This is a genomic window from Asaia spathodeae NBRC 105894, from assembly GCF_025994195.1.
GTDB lineage: Bacteria > Pseudomonadota > Alphaproteobacteria > Acetobacterales > Acetobacteraceae > Asaia > Asaia siamensis.
Window position 1 is genome coordinate 112613 of sequence record NZ_BAPY01000003.1, and the last position, 21390, is coordinate 134002.

General features: G+C 57.2%; 22 protein-coding genes and 1 tRNA gene. 7 read left to right on the forward strand and 16 right to left on the reverse strand.

Annotated features, from left to right (window positions below):
- Positions 1–53: 53 nt before the first annotated feature.
- The gene (locus tag AA105894_RS03245; RefSeq protein ID WP_267310462.1) at positions 54–692 is read right to left on the reverse strand and encodes a TetR/AcrR family transcriptional regulator; all 639 of its coding nucleotides are present in this window, start codon (positions 690–692) and stop codon (positions 54–56) included.
- A 99-nt stretch (positions 693–791) separates the two neighbouring features.
- Between AA105894_RS03245 and AA105894_RS03250 the strand changes: the two genes are divergently transcribed.
- Both AA105894_RS03250 and AA105894_RS03255 read left to right on the forward strand, forming a co-directional pair.
- Complete coding sequence (locus AA105894_RS03250) at positions 792–1013, forward strand: hypothetical protein (protein ID WP_267310463.1); 222 nt, start codon at positions 792–794, stop codon at positions 1011–1013.
- Positions 1014–1085: 72 nt separating this feature from the next.
- The gene (locus tag AA105894_RS03255; protein WP_267310464.1) at positions 1086–1616 is read left to right on the forward strand and encodes an FAD-dependent monooxygenase; all 531 of its coding nucleotides are present in this window, start codon (positions 1086–1088) and stop codon (positions 1614–1616) included.
- Between the two features lie 484 nt (positions 1617–2100).
- Here AA105894_RS03255 and AA105894_RS03260 read toward each other — a convergent pair whose 3' ends face one another.
- The 4 genes from AA105894_RS03260 to AA105894_RS03275 are packed head-to-tail and all read right to left on the reverse strand — an operon-like array spanning position 2101 to position 5535.
- Complete coding sequence (locus AA105894_RS03260; protein WP_267310465.1) at positions 2101–2790, reverse strand: NTP transferase domain-containing protein; 690 nt, start codon at positions 2788–2790, stop codon at positions 2101–2103.
- On the reverse strand, positions 2766–3380 hold the full coding sequence (locus AA105894_RS03265; protein WP_267310466.1) for an HAD family phosphatase: 615 nt from the start codon (positions 3378–3380) through the stop codon (positions 2766–2768). Before AA105894_RS03265 ends, AA105894_RS03260 begins: the two co-directional genes overlap by 25 nt.
- Positions 3377–4120, reverse strand: coding sequence for a class I SAM-dependent DNA methyltransferase (locus AA105894_RS03270; protein WP_267310467.1), 744 nt, complete (start codon positions 4118–4120; stop codon positions 3377–3379). The genes AA105894_RS03265 and AA105894_RS03270 overlap by 4 nt, the downstream gene beginning before the upstream one ends.
- Entirely contained in the window at positions 4117–5535 is a 1419-nt protein-coding gene (locus AA105894_RS03275; RefSeq protein WP_267310468.1) for a hypothetical protein, read from the reverse strand. The genes AA105894_RS03270 and AA105894_RS03275 overlap by 4 nt, the downstream gene beginning before the upstream one ends.
- Before the next feature lie 908 nt (positions 5536–6443).
- On the opposite strand from AA105894_RS03275, the gene AA105894_RS03280 reads away from it, so the two are divergent.
- Positions 6444–7694, forward strand: coding sequence for an allantoate amidohydrolase (locus AA105894_RS03280; RefSeq protein WP_267310469.1), 1251 nt, complete (start codon positions 6444–6446; stop codon positions 7692–7694).
- 41 nt (positions 7695–7735) lie between these two features.
- On the forward strand, positions 7736–8863 hold the full coding sequence (locus tag AA105894_RS03285) for a pyridoxal-phosphate-dependent aminotransferase family protein (RefSeq protein ID WP_267310514.1): 1128 nt from the start codon (positions 7736–7738) through the stop codon (positions 8861–8863).
- Between the two features lie 13 nt (positions 8864–8876).
- On the opposite strand, the gene AA105894_RS03290 is transcribed toward AA105894_RS03285, so the two are convergent.
- The 7 genes from AA105894_RS03290 to AA105894_RS03320 all read right to left on the reverse strand — a co-directional run bounded on the left by AA105894_RS03290 (position 8877) and on the right by AA105894_RS03320 (position 15651).
- The gene (locus tag AA105894_RS03290) at positions 8877–9329 is read right to left on the reverse strand and encodes a MarR family winged helix-turn-helix transcriptional regulator (protein ID WP_188427155.1); all 453 of its coding nucleotides are present in this window, start codon (positions 9327–9329) and stop codon (positions 8877–8879) included.
- Positions 9326–10888, reverse strand: coding sequence for a TolC family protein (locus tag AA105894_RS03295; RefSeq protein WP_267310470.1), 1563 nt, complete (start codon positions 10886–10888; stop codon positions 9326–9328). Before AA105894_RS03295 ends, AA105894_RS03290 begins: the two co-directional genes overlap by 4 nt.
- The gene (locus AA105894_RS03300; protein WP_267310471.1) at positions 10888–13071 is read right to left on the reverse strand and encodes an FUSC family protein; all 2184 of its coding nucleotides are present in this window, start codon (positions 13069–13071) and stop codon (positions 10888–10890) included. Before AA105894_RS03300 ends, AA105894_RS03295 begins: the two co-directional genes overlap by 1 nt.
- Positions 13068–14090 (reverse strand): efflux RND transporter periplasmic adaptor subunit, encoded by a 1023-nt coding sequence (locus AA105894_RS03305; RefSeq protein ID WP_267310472.1) that lies wholly within the window; start codon positions 14088–14090, stop codon positions 13068–13070. The genes AA105894_RS03300 and AA105894_RS03305 overlap by 4 nt, the downstream gene beginning before the upstream one ends.
- Before the next feature lie 114 nt (positions 14091–14204).
- Positions 14205–14498 (reverse strand): YtcA family lipoprotein, encoded by a 294-nt coding sequence (locus AA105894_RS03310; protein ID WP_267310473.1) that lies wholly within the window; start codon positions 14496–14498, stop codon positions 14205–14207.
- A 362-nt stretch (positions 14499–14860) separates the two neighbouring features.
- Positions 14861–14936, reverse strand: a tRNA-Ala gene (locus AA105894_RS03315).
- Between the two features lie 82 nt (positions 14937–15018).
- Positions 15019–15651, reverse strand: coding sequence for a Maf family protein (locus AA105894_RS03320; protein WP_267310474.1), 633 nt, complete (start codon positions 15649–15651; stop codon positions 15019–15021).
- Between the two features lie 318 nt (positions 15652–15969).
- Here AA105894_RS03320 and hemE point away from each other — a divergent pair, with 318 nt between their 5' ends.
- From hemE to hemJ, 3 genes are read left to right on the forward strand one after another with little or no spacing between them, the layout of a single operon-like run.
- Entirely contained in the window at positions 15970–17025 is a 1056-nt protein-coding gene (gene hemE / locus AA105894_RS03325) for a uroporphyrinogen decarboxylase (protein WP_267310475.1), read from the forward strand.
- Between the two features lie 5 nt (positions 17026–17030).
- Complete coding sequence (locus tag AA105894_RS03330; protein WP_267310476.1) at positions 17031–17726, forward strand: HAD family hydrolase; 696 nt, start codon at positions 17031–17033, stop codon at positions 17724–17726.
- Positions 17723–18175, forward strand: coding sequence for a protoporphyrinogen oxidase HemJ (gene hemJ / locus AA105894_RS03335; RefSeq protein ID WP_267310477.1), 453 nt, complete (start codon positions 17723–17725; stop codon positions 18173–18175). Before AA105894_RS03330 ends, hemJ begins: the two co-directional genes overlap by 4 nt.
- 128 nt (positions 18176–18303) lie before the next feature.
- Here the strand turns inward: hemJ and pqqE are convergent, their stop codons facing one another.
- Genes pqqE through pqqB form a run of 4 tightly spaced genes read right to left on the reverse strand, consistent with a single transcriptional unit; the run spans position 18304 to position 21309 of the window.
- Positions 18304–19386 carry a pyrroloquinoline quinone biosynthesis protein PqqE gene (pqqE, locus tag AA105894_RS03340; RefSeq protein ID WP_267310478.1) on the reverse strand — a complete coding sequence of 361 codons (1083 nt, stop codon included), beginning with the start codon at positions 19384–19386 and terminating at the stop codon, positions 18304–18306.
- A complete protein-coding gene (pqqD, locus tag AA105894_RS03345) occupies positions 19383–19658 on the reverse strand; it encodes a pyrroloquinoline quinone biosynthesis peptide chaperone PqqD (RefSeq protein WP_267310479.1) in 276 nt (91 codons plus the stop codon). Before pqqD ends, pqqE begins: the two co-directional genes overlap by 4 nt.
- A complete protein-coding gene (pqqC, locus tag AA105894_RS03350) occupies positions 19655–20401 on the reverse strand; it encodes a pyrroloquinoline-quinone synthase PqqC (RefSeq protein WP_188427144.1) in 747 nt (248 codons plus the stop codon). The genes pqqD and pqqC overlap by 4 nt, the downstream gene beginning before the upstream one ends.
- Positions 20398–21309, reverse strand: coding sequence for a pyrroloquinoline quinone biosynthesis protein PqqB (pqqB, locus tag AA105894_RS03355; RefSeq protein WP_267310480.1), 912 nt, complete (start codon positions 21307–21309; stop codon positions 20398–20400). Before pqqB ends, pqqC begins: the two co-directional genes overlap by 4 nt.
- Positions 21310–21390: the final 81 nt, after the last annotated feature.

Sequence of the window (21390 nt, forward strand, 5' to 3'; positions counted from 1 at the left end):
CGCGCAGACCTGTTTCCTGTTGTCTGGGAGAGCTTCTGAGTTCGTCAGGCAGCCTATCCACAACTGTTCTCTTGATTGCTCTGGCGATCTGGCCAGGTAGTCATGAGAATTACAGGCAGGCTCTCCTCTAGAAAGGTCTGCACGGGGTCCGGGGTCTCGAACAGGAGAGCCGGTCGTCCCTCGATTACCATATGGGCCAACCCATGCGCCGTCGCCATCGCGCCGGCAAGGTGCGGCCGCAGGGTACGCCGTTCGCGATCCGGTGCCTCCCCATCGAAATAGACAGCTATGGCCTTACCGAACCCTTCAAGTGCCACAAAAGACGCTTCGAGCAAGGCAGGGTCCTTGCCGTTGATGAGATCAACACGACAGATCAGCCGGAACAGTCCCGGATTGGCTGCGGCAAAACGCACATAACCCTCGGCCTGGTTTCTCAGGTTGCAGGCGGCCCGGTCTGTCGGCTGATACGCAGATAATGCTGCACCAAGCTGCCCAAACACACGAATAGCCAGCGCTGTCAGCAAGCCTCTCATATCCCCGAAATGATGTGACGGCGCTCCAGGTGAGACGCCCGCATGGCTCGCCGCCTTGCGCAGAGTGAAACCTTCGACCCCTTCGTCACGGATGATCGTTTCTGCTGCTGCGACAAGCGCCGCTTTCAGATCACCATGATGGTAGTTGCCACGCGACACGACATTTCTCCTACATTTTGAACATTGTTTAGATTGAACCTGAGATTGATCTATGCAATGTTCAGATAAGCATCAATCCTGTCTTTCAGCGAGAGCCATATGGGAAAAAATGTCCTTATCGTCGGTCTGGGCATCAGCGGTATGTCCGCCGCCATAGCACTCGAGGCGAAAGGTTGGGCACCCATGCTGATCGTGCGCGCCCCCGAGCGCCGAAAGGGTGGGTATTTCATCGGCCTGCGTGATGAAGGCAAGGAAGCAGCAAAAGCTCTCGGCATTTTCGACGCGATGGAAAAGCGCACACCGAAAAACCTGCGCTTCTAGGATATCCGCAAGGACGGCAGTCGCCAACGCATCGCTGATCTGACGCGCGAAACCGACGCCCCGGTCGCTGTCATGCGTGGTGATATCGAAGACGCGCTATGGCAGGCCGTCACGGGCAGGATGGAGATCCGCTTCGGCACAACCCTCAACGCAATCGAAAACATGCCTGATCGGGTCAAGGTCAGGCTATGCCAGAATGAATCCGAGGAGACGGAAGAGTATTTCGATCTGGTGATCGGCGCAGATGGTGTTCGCTCGACTGTGCGTCGTATGGTCTTTGGGCCAGACGATTCCTTCTGCCACGGGCTTGGCACTACACTCTGTGCCTTTCCCCTTTCCCGTCCGGTACCGTCTTGCGCGGCAGGCGACGGCATCATGATCGCTGATACGAGCCGCACCCTCACAATCTTTCCCCTGGAGGGCAAACCTTCCACGGCGCTGTTCTCCTACCGCCAGAAAAGCTTGGGGAAGATTGCGGGTGAGACCCCCTCCAATTACTGCGCGGGCGCTTTGCCGGTCTTGATGTCGATGGCATCGTCACCTCTGCCCTCGATGATCTGGCGACTTCAAACGACTTTCTGTTCGACAACGTCCAGATGGTGAAGATGCCACGCTGGTCTGAGGGGCGCGTCGTTCTTCTTGGTGATTCCGCCTGGTGTCTTACCCTTTATTCAGGCATGGGCGCTTCGGCAGGCATGATGGGGGGCCTGAACCTCGCAGAGGCACTCTCCACCTATCCAGGCGATCTGAACAAGGCTTTGACCACGTTCGATGCCATGATGAGGCCCTTCATTCGAAAACATCAACGCTTCGTGCGCCTGCGCTCGGAGCTTTTCGTACCATCCACGTGGCTCTCGCTGAGAGCGCGCCGTCTCCTTTGGCAGATCATGCGATGGTTGCGTCCGCGAACAGCGCCATCCTCTGACAAGAGATAGGGTTACTCAAAGCCGGCTCTGAACCGGTCAATATGTCAGACGGATAGCGCTTCATCTTGCAGTCGGTCCTAGCCATTCAACCCTCTGCTCTGATGTCCATATCCATAGCTTGATTTATACTTGGCCGACTTCCCAAACAGGTTCTAAAAATTTCAATCAGAGGCTCTACGAAACCCCTCTTTATTTCTTTTACCTAGCATAAATAAATGCCTCATTTTATTTGCTCTATCAAAATCATCGAGCGTATCGATTTCCCAACTGTCCAAGACAGCAGACGAGATTGGTAGGAAATTTATCAAATGCTCATAAACTGCGGTGTTTCCAATATCATTGAAAATAGAAACAGGAAGCCAGGATACATTTGACCACTCCCACTCTGTCGGGTCGTCACGTCGAAAACCGACGACCTTATTTCCTTCAAGATCAACAAAAACGGCATCGTTGGTTTTAGCCTTTGTCAGCGCAAGTCGAGCTACCGAGGGCTGACAGCCAGAAATAAAAGCATGAAAAGTTTCAGGTACAATAAGTAAGTCAGCATCCATAAACAAACAGTCGCCGTGTATTCCTTTCGATCCTATCGTATAACTATGAAGTGTCGTTGTTGTACGAAAAGACGAGTTACGAACAATAATTGCATCGGGACGCAAGCGTGCTACTTCTTGGATAACCTCCGCTTCCATAAATCCGACTACTACTCGTACATCTGGCACATCAGCAAGTAGCGATAGCAAATGCTCGATTATGGTAACATTATCGAATTTCTCAAGACACTTGGGCTTTCCGTGACCAAGACGGGACCCTAGACCAGCAGCTGCTATTACAGCGTGTTTAACAATCGGCAAAGGCCTCTCCCATTCAAAGCGACATAGTCAGAAATTGATATCAGTTCTCCAGGACTGGGGTGAACACCATTAAAGGCGATACCAATATCTGCCACATCGAACATTGGAATATCATTATAACCATCACCAACAGCCACCACTCGATCAAATCGTTCCTTTAATTTGAGCGTGGGGATATTTTTGCGCATTATTTCGATAAGGTCGAGTTTGCCATTCCTGTTAATCTGGCTCGTCGACGTATAGAAACCACAACCCAGCCGCTCGATAAGAGGGGCAATCCATATATCCAGATTTCCAGTGATGATGAAGCAGCGTTCGCGATTGGATTTAATAAAAGCCTCTATATCGGGATCAATACGGATCTCGGAAACGACTTGACGTATATGTGTCATGCTAGCCGATTGAAGAATAGCAAAACGGAGACGAAAACTTTCCTCAAAGGGGATTAACCCATCCATGGTAAGGCGAGTGAGTAACTGCATCTCCTGCTTAAGATTTAGTTCTCCCGCAATAATTGGTAGCAATTCGTCTCTGGTTACTGTTCCATCAAGGTCAAAGCAGAAGCATGTATTTTTAGAGGCATACGTCATGAATGCCTCTCGACGAAACAGAAATACTGGCATGTATCTAATCTGTTATTTAGATCCTCATCAGAAAACAAATTCTTTAGAGGGCTAATTAGAAACCTTTCTTCTGGGAAAGATTCTGTAAGCATTTCTCTGATTTCTGCACGAGAGCGATAGATTGCGCTATAATGTGCTGATAACTCTTCTGACCAGTGACTATTAAGTGTTAAGCGTTCTTCAACTCCCATTGGTTCGCGCAAATACACAAGGCCACCGACAGCAAGGTGCCTAGCGAGGACAGAAAGCACAGTTTTTACTTGTATATCATCCAGATACAAAAGAATGCCGGATATAATAACCCGATTAAACAGCCCATTGGCAGTGAGCCAATCATCTGTAATTGCTTCCACGCCTATGGGATGGAAGAAAATATTTGATTGAATGCATCTCTCACGGGCGATATTGACAAGCGACATACTCGCATCGATACCATGATAGATATCGATTTTATCTTTAATAGTTTGAGCCCATCTGCCAATACCGCACCCTATATCGAGCACGCGCTCGCTTCCAGTAAGGCGCAAAAGCGGTTCTATTTGCCTTTTTTCAAGCGCATCACGCCTGCTGGCTACTTCTGGATGCGCGTCCTGATAAAGAACCGCTGTGAGCGGCTGCTTTGGATCAAACGTTTGTGCACGCCGTTCAAAAAAGTCAGATACTTGCTGACGATCCAATTCAATTCGTTCTTTTTTTACTCGGCTCATATTATTTCCCGGTAGTTGGTGATGATTCCATTATGAATTTCATCAAGAATAATTTCGACCGCAGGCTGCTCACGTGGGAAAAGAATTTCGATGAGATTTTTTCTCTCACTCTCGAGCAACCACGTTCCACCTGTAGCATAATACTCGATGGCGTGACGTATCCCGGAAAAATCCTGCACATGATGGGCTGCTGCAAGTGAAGCTTCGCCAAGTGCATTCATGGATACATGTTTTCCGCTATCAATAAAAACAAGAGGCTTTTCGAATATAGGATATTCCGTGAGAAATGATAGACCATCCGTCACCATCATATCGGAAGCAGCAAAAAGATGAGCGTATGTTCCAAGCTCTATAGAACAGTTTTCCAGTGCCTTCCACGATTCAAGAAACGTATCCAGCGCTTCCCGATCCATTGCACCACCATTTACGGCAAAAGTAAAAAGTGCAGGATGCGGTTTGAGAACGAAATCTATGTCATTGCGTTCCTGGGCATAGGCGAGGAAATCATTATGAATCGAATCAAATGTACCGAACCCAAGCCAGCTTGTTCCTACAGAATAATGAGGCGCCCATATCACACGAAACCGTCGATTACCGTCGACATTGATTGGCCAAACTTCCGGTTCATTACGAGCTGCAAGCAAACGAGCGAGCTTGGGGTAACCGCTAACAATGAATTTAGAGGGGTCGGAATGACGAAAATGGACAAAATAGTCACGTGTCTTTTCCGTTTCGCAGAACACCCTCCATGCCATGCGATGCCAAAGCTGATCGAATGAGTATTCACTAACCCCGCCATCAAAAGCATCGCTCAATTCGAAATGACCGACGGTCGACATACCATAAGGAACAGAACATAAACGTGCAAAATTGATATTCTGTGTCCGGAACGCTTCCGGCACGTCGGGCTCCCATTGTGACTGACGGAAGATCACATCAGGAGCAAGTGCACGCAGAATGTTAAGGCCTATGAATGAGGGCTCCATACCAAGGCGTATATGTTCGATACCTCTGAGATCGAGAGCAGCACTTGTTTCATCTTCACCCCGATACTCGGTATCACCCGGGAACTTACGATTGATAGAAACAACTAATGGGTCAAAACGATTATCGTTCCTCATCGCATCCCATACGCCAAAAATGGCATCGAAACTTTCTATAGCGTGAACGAGAAACACACATTTTATTTGGCGTTCAGTATGGGGCGCACGGCGCGTAGCAAGATTCCCAATCGAACGCAGATCCGAAATTTCGGTAAAAAATCTGCTTTCCATTTCCCGGATATAAGGTAAAATTTTTAACTCTATTAGTCTGGAAAACTTCTCCTCAATTATAGAAGAATTATAAGAGTTCAATTCTTTTGTTAGATTTGCTATTTTATAAAATAAGTCTTCTTCCACCTTATAAACATCCATCTAATACTGCAGAGATAATCCGTATCAGTCTATTCTTTTTATGGCTGCCGGTAAAGAACATGGCAAGAGCGCTGTTGAGCAATTCGATTGTGCGAAAAACCCCTTGATGTCGAGGCGTTTAGATCCGACGTACAGTGATCGTAGCCCCTTGCATTGCAGTTCTTTCTGCCTGATTTCTCAAGCAATCGGCCGACATTGAAGGTTCTGACTGAAGATTTTTCTTGGCTGTATAAACGACTCAGAGGCGTCATTCCCAGGTTATCAGGCAACATCGTGAATCTGCTCCAAGGGTTGAAAGCTACATAGATTATAAATAATCTCGGCTGTTTCGATCAGCATGGTGACCTTCGCAGCGCCCGTGGTTCGTTCAAACCTTCTTGTCTGTAACTTCTGCTCCGCGAAGACATACGCGACACAGGACCGGATAACGGACTTTGGTGCCTTTGCTCTTTTGATATGCCGAAATTTCGGATTAATGAAAATGTGTAATTTGTAACCAAAGAATAGCTAGATGCGCGCCTGCTCCTATCGCTTCGCTTTCATGGACTTCAGTGTCCAGCGCGCATGATGCCCTTGTATGATAGCTCTGCCCGCTTGTCCCGCCTGTCTGGTAGGCTCCGTCTTCGGATCTTGGATATTGGAGCCGCTAGCAATACCGCATCTGGGATCTAACCCGATAGCAACAGGTAAGCAGCGTTGCGTATGGTGAACATCAAATCGATTGAACATATCATTAATCGCATTAGCTCAGGTCAGATGCTCTCCAAGCCGCCACATAGACCTGGCAGCAGGGACGAGGTTCGAAAGAGGGCTTTTCAGAACCTCTAAGATCGAACGCCGAATCGGGTTTTACCGATGACCTCACCTTTCGATTGTCTTTCGCCCCGCCTTGAGACATTCTTGTATACATGATCGTGACGTCAAAAATTCAAGCTGGTGGCGCGCGGGCCAAGGCCCGTTGCGACGAACTCGGAACAGTCCCCTACAGCGACCAGGCTGACGGGTTGTTCCGCCCCTATCTGGGTCCTGCTCACAGGGCGACGCTCGGGCGTCTGGCCCAGTGGATGGATGAAGCCGGCATGAGTGTCGAGACCGATGCGGTTGGCAATATCATCGGCCATTATGCAGGAACGACACCGGATGCGCCGGTTCTGCTCCTGGGCTCGCATGTCGACAGCGTGCGCGATGGCGGGCGTTATGACGGCATGCTGGGTGTCATGCTCGGCATCGAGGCTGTCGCGCATTTCAGTCGCTCCGGGCAGCGCTTCCCTTTCGCTCTTGAAGTAATCGGTTTTGGAGATGAGGAAGGCTCACGCTTCTCCACCTATATGATGGGGTCGCGTTCGGCTGCGGGTCTGGCCCAGACAATTGACGAGGGCGTCACCGATCGCGAGGGGATTACCCTGCGCCAGGCCCTCGCGGATTGGGGCCTTTCGTCCACACGTTTCAGGACAGCCAAGCGAGAGAACGTGCTGGCCTATATCGAGGCGCATATCGAGCAGGCACCGCATCTCGAACGGGCAAGTCTGCCCGTTAGTCTGGTGCGCGGTATCGCCTCCCAGTATCGCTACCGCGTTACAATAAAAGGGCAGGCTGCCCATGCGGGCACAGCCATGCATGAACGTCGCGATGCGCTCGCAGCGGCGGCCGAAGCCATAACGGCAATCGAGTCCATAGGCGCGGCTGGCCCTGACGATCTGGTCACGACGGTGGGCTTTCTGACTGTCGAAAACGGCGCCCCGAATGTCGTGCCGGGTCACGTGGTCATGACTGTCGACATCCGCGCGGTCACACCGGGCCTGCGCGAGGAAGCTGCAAGACAGGTTCTGGAAACGCTGGAGGCGATCAGCCGCAGGCGCGGTGTCACGCTCGAGTGCGAACAGGTGCAGGATCTGCAGGGCGCCCTGTGCAATGAGGCCCTGAACGCGACCCTGCGTGAGGCCATCATCGAGGCGACGGGCCATGTCCCGCCGGTCTTGCTGAGTCAGGCAGGCCATGATGCCATGATCATGGCCCATCTGGCACCAATGACCATGCTGTTCATCCGCTGCGAAGGCGGTATCAGCCATAATCCGGCGGAAGCCGTCGAAAGTGACGATGTCGAGGCCGCGCATCGCACGCTGGTCAGTTTCATCAAGCGAGTTGGAGAAGAACGGTGAGCAACTTCTACGGTGAGATCGATCCCCCCCAGCGCCTGCTGATGGGGCCGGGACCCATCAATGTGCACCCCCGCGTGTTGCGGGCGATGGGTGCTGACATGCTCGGCCAGTTCGACCCCGAGATGACGGAATACATGAACCAGACGATGGATCTCTATCGTCAGGTCTTCATGACCCAAAACCGCTGGACCTTCCTGATCGACGGCTCTGCCCGTGCCGGTATCGAGGCCGCCCTGACCTCGCTCATCGAGCCGGGTGCAAAAGTGCTGCTCATTCGCTCCGGCCGCTTCGGCATGCTGCTTGGCGAGATCGCCGAGCGTCTCGGTGCCGATATCGCCACGATCGATCTCGAATGGGGACAGGTCGCGACACTGGCCCAGATCGAGGCAGCTCTCGCCGAACATCGCCCCGCTGTCTTCGCCGCCATTCATGGCGACACCTCGACAACCACGGCCCAGCCGCTTGAAGGGGTCGGGGCGCTGTGCCGCAAATATGGCGCACTGTCCTATGTCGATGCCACGGCAACGCTGGGCGGTATGCCGGTGCGCACCGATGAATGGGAAATAGATGTCATTTCCGCCGGGCTTCAGAAATGCATGGGCGGCCCGCCGGGTAGCGCACCCATCACCATTTCGGACAGGGCCGCAGAGTTCATCTTCTCAAGACGAAAGGTCGAGAGCGGCATCCGTCGGGATGATATCAGTGACGGCACACGCCCGTTCATCCGCTCGAATTATTTCGATCTGGCGATGGTGATGGATTACTGGTCCGAAAAGCGCCTGAACCACCACACCGAAGCCACGTCGATGCTCTATGCAGCACGCGAATGCGCCCGTCTGGCTCTGGAAGAAGGGCTCGAAAACCGCTTCACCCGCCATGTCGCGGCTGGCAAGGCGATAGCCGAAGGGCTGCGTGGCCTCGGTCTCACGCTTTACGGGCAGGACGCCTATCGCATGAGCAATGTGACCGGCGTGTATATTCCTGAAGGCGTCAATGGCGAGCGCGTGCGCGCCCGTATGCGCGACGAATACCAGATCGAGATCGGCACGGCTTTCGGCCCGCTTGTCGGCAAGATCTGGCGTCTGGGCGCCATGGGCTACAACGCCGAACTGCATAAGGTACGTCTGACCCTGGCTGCTCTCAAGGCCGTGCTCGAAAGCGAAGCCTGAGTCCCGCAGAAGATCAGAGGGAGGTTTCGACCGACTGGATCTCGTCGTGGATCGCCCTTAATACGCGACGCGTGGCAGCAAGATCTTCTTCTGCCACGCCGGCAATCGCCCGCATTTCGATCGCGCGTGAAAGCCGCATTACTTCCCGAAGACGGACATCACCCGCCTCGGTCAGGTTGACGAAAAAAGCCCGTCGATCCGTTTCATCGGGCGTGCGTGTCACAAAACCCTTTTCCTCGAGTGTGCGCAGTATCCGCACCATCGAGGATTTATCGAGCAGAAGCGCGTCGGCAATTTCCTTGGGGTGAAGCGGCCTGCCGTGACGTTGCAACTCCAGCAGAGGCTGCCAGGTGGCGTCCGTCAGATCGTGGGGCCTGAGCCCTGCATCCAGAATCTGTCGCCAGCGCCGTGCGATCAGCGCCATCATGCGCCCAAGTGTAGGCGTTTCGTCAGCAAGCAGGCTCATGGTGCCGCCACCGACAGATCATCGGGCATGTTATTGGCCAGATCGAGCTGACCCGTGGCATGGGCCAGCGCCGCAGCCTTCGTGAAAGCCTGAGCAATGCTCACGGCAAGCGACGCCTGCGCCTCGAACAGGGCAGCCGCAGCCGTTGATGCGTCCGTCATCGTGCCGACACCATGGGCATAGGCCTGGCTCGCCCCTTCATTGGCGGTCTGCGCTGCATCACTGAGAACCTGCGCCGATTTGACCTGAGCCAGAGCGGTTTCGAGCGCATCCTGACTGTCAGCCACCTGACGCTCGACACTCAGCCTGTCCTTGAGCAGGGTGGCTTCGGCTGCCTCGCGACGGGATTCCGCCATGTGAATGGCATTGGCCCGCAATCCGCCCTGATAGATCGGCCAGCTGACCTGAAGAAATGCCCCGGCTTCGGGCTGGGCAATGGCGGACGCCGGAGCAGAACGCCCCGTGCCATAGGTCTTGAGCGCACCCAGATAGCCTGACATCGTGCCGACGAACGAAATCTGCGGACGCAGCGCGGCCTTCGACGCCAGCACCGCCTCGTCTGACGCGCGCAGTTTGGCGATATCGGCCAGAAGATCGGGACGCGAGGCCAGGGCCTGGTTGACGAGCTGCCTGATCTGCTCTGGCGAGCTATGCGGCAAGTCGCGCGCCGGCACGGGCTCGATGGCCAGGGCAAGCGTCGCAGGCAGACCCGTCACCTCAAGCAGGGCATGGCGCGCGCCGTGTTCGGCATCAACGGCCTTGTCGAGATCAAAACGTGCCTGGGCCAGATTACGCTGGGACGTGGCAACATCGATGATCGTCGCCTCGCCATGATCGTGACGCGACTGTGCCGCCCGCAACAGCAGCGCCATGTTATCGACCGCATGATGCGACGCCGCGACAATGGCCTGCGCGGCCTGTTGCTGGTGATAGGCGCTGATCACGTCAAGAATCAGCTCCTGATGCACAGCCGAAAAACCGAAATTGGCTGCCAGGGTCTGGAATTTGGCCTCTCTGATCTGGGCTCGTGTGCGCCCAAAATCGAGCAGCAGGTAATCGAGTTCCAGCTTCGGGAAAGCCGCTGCCCCGTTCGAGGTCAGATAACCACGGCTCGACAGGTAATTGGGCAGAGGCAAAGCCATGCGCTGAAACCCGCCCATGGCCGAAAAGGTCAGTTGCGGCAGCATGGCCGCACGCGACATGCCAACACCGATAGCGGCCTGTCTGGCTGACTCCCAGGCAATGCGTGTGCGCGGGTTGTTGCGCTCGGCAAGATCGATCAGCTGGGGCAGGCTGAGTGCCCGGTCCGATACGTCAGGCAGAGCCGTGGCAGCACGACCCGCAACGATCTGCCCCACGCCTGCCTCACCCGTTACGGCAGGGTGGCGTATATCGGGAGGCAGAACGAGGCCGGTGCTGGTGGTCGGGTGCCAGGCATGATCAGCGGTCTGAGGGGCAAGGTCTCGGGTGTCGTTACAGCCTGCCAGCAGCGCTGCCGCAACGATAAGAGAAAGGGCCGGTCGGGTCATCGGGAAAATCCGGGTAACAGGGCGGGACATCAGGCAGCGCCTTCCTGTCCGCAAGCATCGGGGTCGTAAGTCTGCAGGATCTGGCGGGCGCGTTCGTCGAGCAGGCCGAACCAGACCATCCGCTGGGCGTCATCCTCGATCACAGGAACGGCTGGCAGGCGGGTCTGCAGCGCAAGCCCGTCACGGCCGTCATGGAGCCATTGCGCCAGCTCGTTGAACCACGCGCGCATCGTCGAGACATAATCACGCGCCGCTTCATCCGGCTCGCGTCGCACATCGGAAATAACGGCAACAGGGATCGCCAGCATCTGGATATCGGTCACCAGAGGCAGGGTGATATCAGGCATGGCGCCCCCGCCCTTGAGGCGTTCTTCCTCAAAAGGCGCGTTGCGCAGGGCCATGCGGGTAGCCGCTACCGCACGACCGAATTTCTCACGTTCGATCTCCTGGCTGATATCCACCGCGGCATCAGGGTTCCTGCGACGCAGCACAATCAGATCACCAAGCTGTCTGACAGCACCGGCAAGATGCTTGCGGGCCACATTGGTTGCACTGACCGGCCAGAGCGCAGCCGCCATGAGATAGACGACGACATTGCCGATGATGATGCCCACCACGCGATTACGCGCTGTCTCCATATCGAGCGTCGGGCCGTATCCCTGCAAAATCGTCATGAAATAGGCCATGGCAATCTGCACCCCGGCATAGGAGATGCGCTCGCTGCCGCTTTTGATCCAGCCGGCAAAAGCCGCCACCGGAAGAACAACGAGGATGAGGTCGACGCAATCGGTCAGAGACGGCATGAAAAGGAGGATCGTGCCAATACCGCAAACCGCCCCGATCATGGCCCCGACCACGCGCAGCAGCATCTTGTGCACACTGTCACCGACCGTGCCGAGTGAGACCAGAAAGCAGGTGACCACGCAGGTCTGGATACCCGGCCATGACGTGAAGCGGGTGATGGCGTAACAGATGACGACACTGAGGGCGATCCGTACGGCAGAACGCGGATAGGCCGGGTTTCTGAAGGCATCCGGCTTGAAAAAACCCTGCGCGGCAGCCTTGATTTCAGGGGCAAAGCTCGGCGCGGTCGTTTCAGGACGCATCAGAAGCCCGTGGATGATCGTCAGGCTGCGAATGAACTCGATAGCAAGCGGATAGAGCCTGGGATCATCGCGAAATCCGGCTGCGAGTGCCTCGAGTTCGGCCTGATCGAAATCGATCGCAGGCACGCGCTCGCGCCCGTGTTTGTAGACATGGCCACATTGCGCGACGATCTGCCCGATACGCTGCAGGAAATCTTTGCCTTCCTCCCGGCCAAGCTGGCTCCAGGCCAGCACGATCATGACCAGACGCGCCGCGTTGCGGATCATCGCAAGGCCGACATGGTGGCGCGACATTTCGGGGTGAATCTTTGCGCTCAGATCATGAAACTGCCTGAGCTGCGCCACGCCCTGTTCCGCCAGCCCCTTGATCGCCCCGATGTCCTGTGTCTGAGGCATGGCACCTATTTCGCAGGCGCGCGACACCGCCTCGAAACGCCTGGCAAGACCATCGCGCAGCATGGTCAGCGGGTCGTGCCCGGCAAGGCGATTGACGATGGCGATGATCGCGAGCGCGATGATGAAGACTGCCCCGACCCAGAGCAGCGTGTGCAGCATGGCCTCTTCCGGCGGCATGAAAGCGGCATCGGGCACGGCGCTGTCTGTCGTGTTGCCAATGAAGCCGTCGAGTGAGTAGCCGACCGTCTCGAGCATATCCGCGCTCATGGACATATAGACGATCCAGAACAGCAGGATATTGGCCAGAGACCCCATGGTCATGGCCTCTGACAGAAAGCCCGCCGCCAGCGTCAGCAGCAGCATGAGAGGCAATCTGAGCCCCGGCTCGGAGAGGCTCGCCATCATCAGCAGGATGGTCAGTGCCGTTCCCGCCACAATGACCGCGCCACCCATGATTGCGGTGCTCGTATTCGAGGCGGCGTCATTTCCCGAGAGAAAGAAGCAGATGAAGACCAGAACCGGCAGATCGGGCACACGAAACGTCTCGCCGATCAGGATCGTCACGATCACCTGAACAACCAGCAGCACCGTATTACGGGTGCGCCCGGGGGTGGTCGCCATCTCCTTTTTCAGAAACGAGAAGGTCGATGGCGTATCATGCGCCTTGTGAGGGCGCACGGCCCCAGCCATATCCTGCCGGACAGAAGTCATCGCATGACAACCACAACAACCGTCGCACCGATGCGCATCAGATCGCTCGGCGGATTATCGAGCCTGATCCTCACGGGAAAACGCTGGGCAATGCGCACCCAGTTCAGGGTGCGCGGCACCTTGGGCAGGCCACCGGCACTGGTGCCTTCATCAGGAACCACACCAGCATTCAGGCTTTCCAATGTGCCGGTAATCGGCTTGCCGGGCTGAGCCATGGCATAGACCTTGACCTTCTGCCCCGGAACCAGCCCCACGAGCTGGGTTTCGCGAAAATTCGCGATTGCCCACCAGATCTCGCTATCGACAAGCGTGAAGACAGGCTTGCCCGTCGTTGCGTATTCACCTGCGCTGATATTGAGATCGGTTACGACACCATCGCAGGGCGCCCTGACGGTCGTCAGACGCAGATCGCGCTCTGCCTCACGCAGCCGGGCCTGTGCCGCAGCCAGATCGGCACGAAGAGGGGCGACACTGCGCACGGCCTGATGCGCGGCTACGGCAGACTGAAGCGCCTGTTGCAGCGAAGCTTCCGCACTGCGTGTCTCCGTTCTGGCCTGATCGAGCGCTTCACGCGTCACGAAGCCCTGGCCCGCCAGTGGGGTAAGGCGGTTCTGGGTGGCCTGGGCAAGAGCCAGACGGGCACGGGCACTCTGCACGGCGCTGGCTTCGGCCCCTGCATGGGAGATCTGCGAACTGACCTGGCTGGTCTGTACATCGATCTGCGCCTGAAGCCCGTCGACCTGAGCCTGGGCCTGTTGCAGACGGTAGGTATAGGGCTCCGGGTCGATCACATAGAGCAATTGCCCGCGCCGGACCTTCTCATTGTCATGTACTGCCAGGGTGACAATGCGCCCGCTGACCTCGGGGGCCAGATGCACGATATTGGCCGCTATATAGGCATCTTCGGTTCTCGGGCGATCATGCAGCCGACCCAGAACCATGAAACCGGTGATGACACAGGCGGCGAGAGAAAGAATCAGGAGCGCGATGCCCCCGATGCGGGAGGGGAGAGAACTCATGAAAATACCGCCTGAAACCGCTCCGCGACCGGCACAAGCCAGCCGATCGGAAAGAGACATTCGCGTGATGCGGGAATGACAGGGGCGTCCGCCCCTGAAAAACCGGACGTCATCTCAGTGACCGAAAAAGATCAGCCACACCACGAACGTGATGGCGACCATGAAGGCGAGATAGGTCAGCATCGGCGCAGGCACGGCTTGCTGCAGATTGAAGACGCCCAGAACCGCGCGCAAAAACGCGGCAGCGACTGCCCCCAGCGTGGCGCAGAGCATCCAGGAAGGGAAGAAAGAGCCAAGCACATCCTGCAACGGCGCCCGTGTACACCCGCTGAGTGCGATGGCGGGCAGGGGGATAAGGCGCCACAGCGCAAAAGGCCCCCGAAAAGAAGTGGAACGCAAAAGGGTCATGGCTCTGTCATCTGGTTTCGTTTCCTGAATGCAGGGACAGAACACGAATATGGTTTGCATATCAACCATTTTATCGTGAAAGCCTTCAGCCAGAGCAAGGGAGCAAACCGATGCCAGGGCTCAAGGCGATCTGACGTGTTTCGAAGAGCCTGTCTTTTCTCGACAAGCGGAGGCGAGCCGGGCTGCAAGATCTCCTGACGCCTCTGATTGAAAAGGCGGAATCAGGGCCCGCGATGACAGGGAAGGACAGGGATGATCAGTCGGCTCAGATCGGAAAACCGGCGTTTTCCAGAGGCCAGACGCACAGAAGCCGCGAGCTCAGGCTCGTCGCAGTGCAGTATGATCTGATTTTTTGAGGATGATGGTGGAGCCAATCGGAATCGAACCGACGACCTCCTGAATGCCATTCAGGCGCTCTCCCAACTGAGCTATGGCCCCGCCGTATCAAAACCGGCCCCTTGGGTTAGGCCAGTGGCGCGGGTATAGCGGGGGGCTTATCCTCTGACAAGCCCCTAATACACTATTTTTTCGCCACCCCGTATTCACGCAGTACAGCGAGCAGGGGCAGGCGAGGCAGACCCAATATCGCGTCATGGTCGCCATCGATCGTCTCGAAAAGCTGTACACCCATCCCTTCGAGTCTGTACGCCCCCACACAGGACAAAAGGGCATCTCCCTCGCTTGCTATATAGGTGTCGAGAAACGCTTCGCTGAAGTCACGGAAGGTCAGTTTCGGGCTTGCCAGATGCTCCCAGAGCTTCTGGCCGTTTCTGTAGAGCACCAGCGCCGTCTGAAGATGATGCGTACGCCCCCTGAGATGACGTAGCTGCTCCCGCGCCTGATCGAGTGATTCAGGCTTGTCAAAACCGATGCCATCGCACTCCAGAATCTGGTCTGCTGCGATGACAAAATCGGCGCTCATAAAATTGGTTTTCCTGAAAAACCCTAGAGCTTTGGCATCAGCGAGCGCCAGAGAGATAGCACCATGAGACCGTTTTTCAGCCCTCATCCTGTCTCTGATCACAGCCTCATCAATCCCTACGGGACAGGATATGACCTCAAGACCCGCATCCCGTAGCAAACCAAGCCGCGCCGTCGATCCGCTGGCGAGAAACAGGCGGGCTGTGCCCGGATTCGCATATGCCGACTCCATAAGGCGTCTCCTTCTGTAAGGGGGGTGAATGAGTACCGTCAGTACTGGGGTACATGGGGATTGTACGAGGCTTCGAGAGCCGATGTACCGAGTACCGTGGATTGTACTTTTTCTGGCGGTACCGGTGGGTTGTACACAGCCCTTCTGTGGGTATTTCGGGATAACTTACGCAAATGCTTCAAACCAAAGGCTTTATCGTTTGTACACAGTGTTGGTAAGTCGGGGTACGTTTTCGGAAAGATGGGTACCCCGTCATCCACAGGGATCAACCTATCCGACAGGATATCTTTCTTTTTTCTTTTATGATTATTGGTCGGTATGGATAGCGAAATCTCACCTCAGCCGAACCCTGCAAAACCGCTCCTGCGTGTCCTCCAGGGAGAGGCGGTCTGGCCCCCTCCGATCTGGCTGATGCGTCAGGCCGGTCGCTATCTGCCCGAGTTCCGGGCCGAACGGGCCAAGGCCGATTTCCTGACGCGCTGTACCACCCCCGACATCGCCGCAGAGCTGACCCTTCAGCCGATCCGCCGCTATGCCATGGATGGCGCCATTCTGTTCTCCGATATTCTGGTCCTGCCCTGGGCCATGGGTCAGGATCTGAAATTCATCGAAGGCCGCGGTCCGGTCATGGAGCCGATCCGCAATCGCGCTGCTCTGGAGGCACTGTCTCCGTCACGCGTAGCCGAAATCGTCGCGCCGATCCAGGAAACCTTGCGGATTCTGGCCCGTGAGCTTCCGCAGCCCACGACACTTCTCGGCTTTGCTGGCAGCCCCTTCACGGTTTCCTGCTACATGGTCGATGGCGGGAGTTCACGCGAGTTCGGCGTGACACGCGCCATGGCCCTGCAGGACCCTGCCCTGTATGGCGATCTCATCGACCTGCTGACACAGGCCACGACCGACATGCTGATCGGCCAGATCGAGGCGGGCGCCGAAGCCGTCATGCTGTTCGACAGCTGGGCCGGTCTGTTGCCTCCGTCGCAGTTCCGCCAGCACGTGATCGCCCCGACACGGCGTATCGTGCAGGGTATTCGCGCCGCTCGACCCGGCGTGAAGATCATCGGCTTCCCTCGTCTCGCCGGTCTGATGGCGATCGACTATGCCCGTGAAACAGGCGTGGATGCCCTGGCCTGCGACACCTCCGTCGATATGGCCCAGATGGCCGCGCTCTGCCCCGACACACTGGCACTGCAAGGCAATCTCGACCCGATCATTCTCAAGAATGGCGGCCAGGCTCTCATCGATGAGGCGCATACGATCAGAAACGCCCTCAAGGGCCGTCCGCATGTGTTCAATCTCGGCCATGGCGTGATGCCCGAGACCCCGCCGGAGCATGTCGGGGCCCTGGTTAATGCCGTGCGTGCTATCGGCTGAGAGCCATGGTCCATGCCCTGTCTCCCTCGGGTGCGTTGCGCCTTGTGATCTTTGATTGCGACGGCGTGCTGATCGACAGCGAAGGGCCCTCCTGCCGCCTTGTGGCGCGTGTGGCCCGCGAGCATGGTATTGACCTCAGCGATGAAGAATCGCTCGAGCGTTTTGCGGGCAAGGCGCTGGCTCAGGTCAAACGCGAGCTTGAAGCCGAAACAGGGCATGATCTCGGTGCTGATTATGTCGCGATCATGCAGGACAAGCTGGTCGAACTGATGCGCGACGAGGCGGTGCCTATAGATGGTGCTGCAGCCATGCTGAAAGGCGTTGCCGCATTGGGTCTTCCCTTCCGGGTCGGCTCGAACTCCTCCTGGCCAGAAATGGAAGTGAAATTCGACCGTGTCGGTTTCTCTTCTCTCTTTCCGCGTCATCGGGTCCATTCGGCTCGCGACATGATGCGCCCCAAGCCGGATCCTTATGTCTTCCTTCATGCCGCATCAGAGGAAAACATCGACCCGTCATGCTGCGTGGTGATCGAGGATTCCGATACTGGCGTTCAGGCTGCGCATGATGCGGGTATGGCTTGTATCCTGCTCAGGGCTGAAGGACCGCCTCCCGCCCATGACTGGCCCGGATTGAAGCGCATTGCCCATCTGGACGAGCTCGTGCCCGTTCTTGCCGGTGTATTGAAGGAGCAAGCGAGATGAGTGCCCTCATGCCCTGGTTTCCCTGGCTCAAAGTGCTGCACATCCTGGCTTTTACCTCTTGGATGGCGGGTAATTTCTATCTGCCGCGGCTTTTCGTCTATCATTCCCAAGTTGCCCCCGGCACCGATGAAAGCGCCCGCTTCCAGATCATGGAACGCCGCCTTCTGCGCGCCATCATGACGCCTGCCATGATCGTCACGCTCCTTTCGGGTGGACTCCTCGCCTCTCTTCCCGGATTGATCGACTGGTCTGCGCCCTGGTGGTGGATCAAGCTCGTTACCGTGTTGCTGCTTTGCGGCTTTCACGGTTTCTGCGCCCGCTGGCGTCGCGAGTTCGCTGCCGATCAGCGCCTGCATCAGGAGCGCTTCTATCGTATTGCCAATGAGGTGCCGACGCTTCTGATGGTCGTGATTGTCATCATGATCGTGGCACGACCATTTTCGGGGTGACCGGTTTTCAGGGCTCTGCCCTGGACCCGCGAAGGGGCGAGCCCCTTCGATCCCCGCTTTGAATCAAATCAGGTTTCCAAAGGACGACTGTCCTTTGGCGGGGAACGGGGCAGAGCCCCGTCTGCCCTTCAGATCGCTCCGAACCGTCGATAAAGAAACTCGCCATCGTGACCGGCAGTGGCGGCTTCCATGACCAGTGCATGCTGGTTCGAGCGGGCGCATACAGGATCGGTCGCTGAAGCGTCACCGGTCAGGGCGAGAGCCTGACAGCGACAGCCGCCCCAGTCCACTTCCTTGAGGCTGCAGCTGCGACAGGGTTCGGGCATCCAGTCCGTGCCGCGAAACAGGTTGAACAGCGGGGAGTCCTGCCAGATCGCACCGAGGGATTCCGTGGCAACGTTGGGGAAGACCACATTGGGAATGGTCTCGGCGGCATGACAGGGCAACACCTTGCCGGACGGGGTGATGTTGACGAAACGCTGACCCCATCCGCCCATGCAGGGCTTGGGCTGGTCGGCATGGTAGTCAGGGGTGACATAGTCGATGGCGAGGCTGTTGCCGAAGCGGGCGCGTGCCTTCACCACGGCTTCGGTCGAGGCTTCAAGCTGCGCGGCTGAGGGCATCAGCAGATCGCGGTTCTTCAGGCCCCAGCCATAATACTGGGTATGGGCAATCTCGACACGGCCCGCACCGAGCTCATGGGCCAGATCCAGCATCTCGGGCACACGCGCGACGTTTTCACGATGCACGACAAAATTGAGGGTGAGCGGAATGCCACGTGCCTTGATCAGGCGCGCCGCATTCAGTTTCTTTTCCTGAGCGCCGCGCAGCCCGCCGATGCGCTCGGCCCCTGCCTCATCGACATCCTGAAACGAGAGCTGGATATGATCGAGCCCTGCCGTATCAAGGGCTTCGAGCGTGGCGTCGTTGATGAGCACGCCCGAGGTGATGAGATTGGTATAGAGGTTGAGCTTGCTGGCATGGCGCACGAGCTCGGGCAGATCATGGCGCGCCATGGGCTCGCCGCCGGAAAAATGAACCTGCAGCACACCCAGAGAAGCCGCCTCATCAAGCACGCGCAGCCAGTCCGCCGTTTCCATCTCCGCAGCCCGGCGATCGAGGGCGAGGGGGTTGGAGCAATAGGGGCAGGCAAGCGGGCAGCGATGGGTCAGCTCGGCCAGCAGGCTCATGGGGGGCGGCGCGAAACTCATGCGCTCAGCACTTTCTGCTCGATGAGCGAAGCGAGCAGGGTCTGCACATCGCCTGCAATGGTCTCACGTGGCGCCTGATAGGTTTCGGCCAGCGTATCGATCAGGACGCTGAGCGGTCGGGTGCCATCGACAAGCTGCAGAATGGCAGCGGCGATCGGATCGGCGATGAAGGCTTTCTCGGGCGCCTGGATAAGCCAGACGTCGCGCACGCGGTCATGCTGAAGGCGATGACCGCGGGTAAATTTCAGAATGCTGTCTTCGGAGACGCTCACGCGCTGAAAGCCTCTGGGGTATGAGCCCCGGCAAAGGCACCGGGAGCGGGATGGCCTTCCATATACACATGCTCAAGGGCATCGAGCATCGTCCAGAGCACATTGCATTTGAAGATCAGCGCATCGATGACCTCTTTCTGCTGTTCGGCCGTGCGGGCGTGTTCCTTCACATAGGCCAGAGCAAAATCGGAATCGCGCGGTGCCTGCGTGAGACGCGGGGCAAAATAGGCCAGCGTCTCTTCCGAGATGAAGTCGTAATGGCGCAGCATGCCCGAAACGCGCTCGCTGATGATTGTCGGCGAGAAGAGTTCGGTCAGAGACGAGGCAATGGCTGCCAGCACGGAGCGGTCACGCACATAATGCACATAGGCCTCAACGGCGAAGCCCGTTGCAGGGAGCATGCCCTGCAGGCTCTCGACATAGCTGCGCGACAGGCCGAGACCATCAGTCAGTTTCAGCCAGCGTGCAATGCCGCCCGTGCCCGGCTCGTTGCCATCGTGATCCTCAAGGCGACGGCGCCATTCGCGGCGCAGTTCTGCCGTGGGCAGTCGGGCAAGAAGGGTCGCATCCTTCACGGGAATGGATGCCTGATAATAATAGCGGTTCAGCGCCCAGGCCTGAACCTGTGTGCGGCTGAGCTTGCCATCATGAAGGGCGCGATGAAACGCGTGGCGGTTGTGATAGCGCTCGGCGCCGATTTCACGCAGGCGGGCTTCAAGGGCGTCGGGGGTAAGAACCGTCATGATGATGCTCCCAATGTCAGGCGCAGACCATCTTCTCCGATGGTCCAGCCTGCTTCTTCTGCCGTCCGGCGTTCCGGAGAATCCGGAATGAGGACAGGGTTTGAGTTATTGATGTGAATGAAAACGCGGTGCGCCGGTGCGTCATGCAGCGTGGCGATGATGCCTTCGGGGCCGGACATGGAGATATGGCCCATGCGCAGCCCCGTCTTGGGGCTGAGCCCGGCGAGGATCATCTCGTCATCGCGCCAGAGCGTGCCTTCCATGAACAGGGCATCGGCGTGACGGATGCGGGCGCGTATCTCCGGGGTGAGATCTGCACAGGCTGGCAGGAAGATCAGGCGATGTTCGCCATCGGTTATCTCGAGCCCGATCGTTTCGCCCTTCTGGCTGGGCAGATGCTCGGCATAGAGCGGCGCCTTGCCGGGAACGTCGAAGGCGCTCACGGTCAGGCCAGACAATGTGCCATCCTTGTTGGGCAGGGCAATCGGTGCGGTGTCATCGAGAACGAGGCGCGGGACGATCTCGCGGTTGACCGCTTCGAAAATCGGGTTGGCATCGAGCTGGGCGTGTGTCGCCTGCGTGGCATAGAGCCGGAAAGGCTCACGCTCGCGCAGGGTCAGCAGTCCGGTGATGGAATCGATTTCGCCATTGGTCAGAATGACGCCCTGTATCGGGGTCGAGCGCAGCCCGGTCTGGGCCTGTAATTCAGGGGTTGCCAGAATCTGCGCGCGCAGATCGGGCGAGGCGTTGAGCACAAACCAGTTCCGGCCATCGCTGCTGACGGCAAGGGATGCCTGGCTGCGGGATGGAATTCGGCCTTCGCGAGCGGCGCGGCAGGCGGGGGCGTTCGAATTCCACTGGGGAAAGCCACCCCCCGCGCCGCTGCCGAGAACAATGATATCGAGCATGGTCGGGGTCAGTCAGTCTGTCATCGGCCAGAAACGACAACAGCCGCACGAGGGGTGCGGCTGTTGCGTGTAAGCGATCAG

What these genes read in the sequence shown, in the direction of transcription:
- AA105894_RS03250 (WP_267310463.1), top strand. Translation starts at nt 792, where the DNA reads ATGGGAAAAAATGTCCTTATCGTCGGTCTGGGCATCAGCGGTATGTCC.
- AA105894_RS03255 (WP_267310464.1), top strand. Translation starts at nt 1,086, where the DNA reads ATGCGTGGTGATATCGAAGACGCGCTATGGCAGGCCGTCACGGGCAGG.
- AA105894_RS03265 (WP_267310466.1), bottom strand. Translation starts at nt 3,380, where the DNA reads ATGACGTATGCCTCTAAAAATACATGCTTCTGCTTTGACCTTGATGGA.
- AA105894_RS03270 (WP_267310467.1), bottom strand. Translation starts at nt 4,120, where the DNA reads ATGAGCCGAGTAAAAAAAGAACGAATTGAATTGGATCGTCAGCAAGTA.
- AA105894_RS03275 (WP_267310468.1), bottom strand. Translation starts at nt 5,535, where the DNA reads ATGGATGTTTATAAGGTGGAAGAAGACTTATTTTATAAAATAGCAAAT.
- AA105894_RS03280 (WP_267310469.1), top strand. Translation starts at nt 6,444, where the DNA reads ATGATCGTGACGTCAAAAATTCAAGCTGGTGGCGCGCGGGCCAAGGCC.
- AA105894_RS03285 (WP_267310514.1), top strand. Translation starts at nt 7,736, where the DNA reads ATGGGGCCGGGACCCATCAATGTGCACCCCCGCGTGTTGCGGGCGATG.
- AA105894_RS03290 (WP_188427155.1), bottom strand. Translation starts at nt 9,329, where the DNA reads ATGAGCCTGCTTGCTGACGAAACGCCTACACTTGGGCGCATGATGGCG.
- AA105894_RS03295 (WP_267310470.1), bottom strand. Translation starts at nt 10,888, where the DNA reads ATGTCCCGCCCTGTTACCCGGATTTTCCCGATGACCCGACCGGCCCTT.
- AA105894_RS03300 (WP_267310471.1), bottom strand. Translation starts at nt 13,071, where the DNA reads ATGACTTCTGTCCGGCAGGATATGGCTGGGGCCGTGCGCCCTCACAAG.
- AA105894_RS03305 (WP_267310472.1), bottom strand. Translation starts at nt 14,090, where the DNA reads ATGAGTTCTCTCCCCTCCCGCATCGGGGGCATCGCGCTCCTGATTCTT.
- AA105894_RS03310 (WP_267310473.1), bottom strand. Translation starts at nt 14,498, where the DNA reads ATGACCCTTTTGCGTTCCACTTCTTTTCGGGGGCCTTTTGCGCTGTGG.
- AA105894_RS03320 (WP_267310474.1), bottom strand. Translation starts at nt 15,651, where the DNA reads ATGGAGTCGGCATATGCGAATCCGGGCACAGCCCGCCTGTTTCTCGCC.
- hemE (WP_267310475.1), top strand. Translation starts at nt 15,970, where the DNA reads ATGGATAGCGAAATCTCACCTCAGCCGAACCCTGCAAAACCGCTCCTG.
- AA105894_RS03330 (WP_267310476.1), top strand. Translation starts at nt 17,031, where the DNA reads ATGGTCCATGCCCTGTCTCCCTCGGGTGCGTTGCGCCTTGTGATCTTT.
- hemJ (WP_267310477.1), top strand. Translation starts at nt 17,723, where the DNA reads ATGAGTGCCCTCATGCCCTGGTTTCCCTGGCTCAAAGTGCTGCACATC.
- pqqE (WP_267310478.1), bottom strand. Translation starts at nt 19,386, where the DNA reads ATGAGTTTCGCGCCGCCCCCCATGAGCCTGCTGGCCGAGCTGACCCAT.
- pqqC (WP_188427144.1), bottom strand. Translation starts at nt 20,401, where the DNA reads ATGACGGTTCTTACCCCCGACGCCCTTGAAGCCCGCCTGCGTGAAATC.
- pqqB (WP_267310480.1), bottom strand. Translation starts at nt 21,309, where the DNA reads ATGCTCGATATCATTGTTCTCGGCAGCGGCGCGGGGGGTGGCTTTCCC.